This window comes from Armatimonas sp. (assembly GCF_043760365.1).
Taxonomy (GTDB): Bacteria; Armatimonadota; Armatimonadia; order Armatimonadales; family Armatimonadaceae; genus Armatimonas.
Map to the genome: position 1 here is coordinate 1 of NZ_JAYUPA010000212.1, position 2,091 is coordinate 2,091.

Below are 2,091 nucleotides of genomic sequence, written 5' to 3' on the forward strand. Positions count from 1 at the left end.
ACGCTTCTGCAAGGCCGTGTCGCACTCCTAGGCGATGCCGCCCATGTCGTCAGCCCGATTGGCGGTCAGGGCATGAACCTCGGCATTCTCGGCGCGGCAACCCTCGCCCGTGCCTGGGACGGCACGCCCGCGAAGCTCGACTGTGCGCTTGCCACGCACCGTCGGCTGGCACTGCGCGTGGCGCAGCGGGCGGAGTTCAACACTAAGATGGGCCGCCCCCTGCCCGTGTACGATCCAAGACGCGCACTCATCGCCGCCGTGCTCGCCGTCCCCCCTCTTGCAAGGCGCTTCGCGCGGAGCTTTACCATGCGCGATCTGGCTTAAAACCCCGTACCCGAGGTTCCCCGATAGAGGATGACGGGGGGCTCGGGCTTTCCGCTGGCGCGTTGCTGGGCACGGCGGCGGCGCAGCTCGGTGAGGAGCCCGGGGACGGCGTGGGGGGCGAGCAGCGGCGTCTGGAACGCCTCCTGGAAAATCGGCCAGAGCGGCTCGATATCGTGTGAGAGATCGAAGCACATGATGCCCTGGGTTGTTGCGCAGGCGGCTTGCAGCGTGCGCTTGAGCTCCTCCGGGCGATTCTTATAGTGCTCCAGCGAGATGCCCGCATAGACAAATGTCGCATCCCCCACCGCCCGATTCGAGAACTGCCCGGCGGCCTCCACGGTGTCGCCGATATTGCGCCCCAGAGCCAGCGCGTCGCGCAGGGTGGGGATTTTATAGTAGCAGCCCGTGACCATAAAGTCCGTGAGGCCCGCCCAGCCCGCGCTTCGGTAGCTGTCGCTGAGAAAGTGCAATCCCGCTTGCAGGTCATCGGCGGCCCAGTTTGCCCCCAGCTCCGGGTAGTCCGGGTACCAGGAGCCAACATACGTGGCAAAGCTCAGCTGCGGCTTGATCGCCTTCACGGTCTTGGCGGCATCGGCGACAAAGCTTTTCAGGGTCTGGGCGCGAAACGTGAGCCACTGCTCGTAGAGCGGGCCGGGTACGGGCCAGCGGCGGCTTAGGTCCGGCCAGGCGACCTCCCAGCGGAAGATATCCTGTGGCCAGCTCTCCACCGGCTTGCCCAGAGCTTTCTCAAAGTCCTGCCGGGCGAGCTCCGAGAAATCCGCGTTGAGAGCGGCGTAGCGCAGCCGGTCATCGAAGATCACGCCGTCTATATCGTAGCCCCGCGCCACTTCCGCGAGAATCTCAAGCAGGCGCTGCCGGACGTCGGGATGGTGCGGATTGGTCATCAGCGGCACCTGGCGCTGGGGCATCTCTCCGAGCTTGACGAAACGCGGCGTAATTGTTGGGGCCAGGGTCTCCCCTAGCTTCTTAGCCCGCAACCACGCCGCCTCTTTGCCGCCAACCGCCGCTAAAAACGCCCCCCCCTCGCTGGGTTTCGGGGCAAGTGCCGCCAGGGAAGCGCCCTCAAAGAGCGCCACGAGCTTGCCGTCTTTGTCGAGCGCGACCGAAAAACTCTCCGCCGTGAGTTTGGGTAGCTTGCTCGTCTCGGTGAGCATTTGGAGCGACTCGCCCAGCGTGTTCCCCTCAACAGCAACCGTGTTTTCATAGAGCACGGTCTGCCACTGCGGCTTCTCAACCGCGAGGCCCTTCTTGGGAAACTCCCGGTGCCCCTCGGAAAACGCATTGAAGGCGATAATCAGGCTGAGGCCTTGCTTGCGACACTCCGCACTCATGACTTTGAGGGGATCAAAGTCAGCGGGCAGCTTGTAGGTCGCCCAGGGCCGCACCCACTCGGTGAGCTTGGGAGCAAACTTGCTCGGGTAGAGCGTCTCCCCTAGGATCGGCTTGACATCAAAGACCACGGTGTTAAAGCCCACACTCTTGATCTTGGCAACGAGTGCCTGAATCTTTGATGCCGTGTTCACCCGGTCTATATTGGCGGTCGCATCCACCCAGAGCAGTCGCCCCTGCGCTTTCTGCTCCCTGCAGAGTGCCTGCGCCAGTCCGTAGCCCGTGTTGGGCTCATCGAGCAAGACGGCAGGTAGGTGAGGAAAGGGCAGCGCAGTCTGCGCCGCAGGAACAGCAACTTGGGGAATCATCACCACTATTCTACAGCTTAGGGACGGTAGTACTCGGGGTACTTATCCG

The 2,091-nt window shown here is 63.5% G+C and carries 2 protein-coding genes; one reads left to right on the forward strand and one right to left on the reverse strand.

What is annotated here, in order from left to right; all coding sequences use genetic code 11:
* Window positions 1–324 (forward strand): FAD-dependent oxidoreductase (locus ACH2EH_RS05190; RefSeq protein ID WP_395139596.1); only part of this gene is annotated, 324 nt, incomplete at its 5' end.
* Here ACH2EH_RS05190 and ACH2EH_RS05195 read toward each other — a convergent pair.
* Window positions 321–2,042, reverse strand: a complete 1,722-nt coding sequence (locus tag ACH2EH_RS05195; protein ID WP_395139598.1) for a family 10 glycosylhydrolase — start codon at window positions 2,040–2,042, stop codon at window positions 321–323. The two genes, ACH2EH_RS05190 and ACH2EH_RS05195, sit on opposite strands and share 4 nt — an antisense overlap.
* Window positions 2,043–2,091: the final 49 nt, after the last annotated feature.

Coding starts and splice junctions, on each gene's coding strand:
- ACH2EH_RS05195 (WP_395139598.1), bottom strand. CDS start 2,042: ATGATTCCCCAAGTTGCTGTTCCTGCGGCGCAGACTGCGCTGCCCTTT.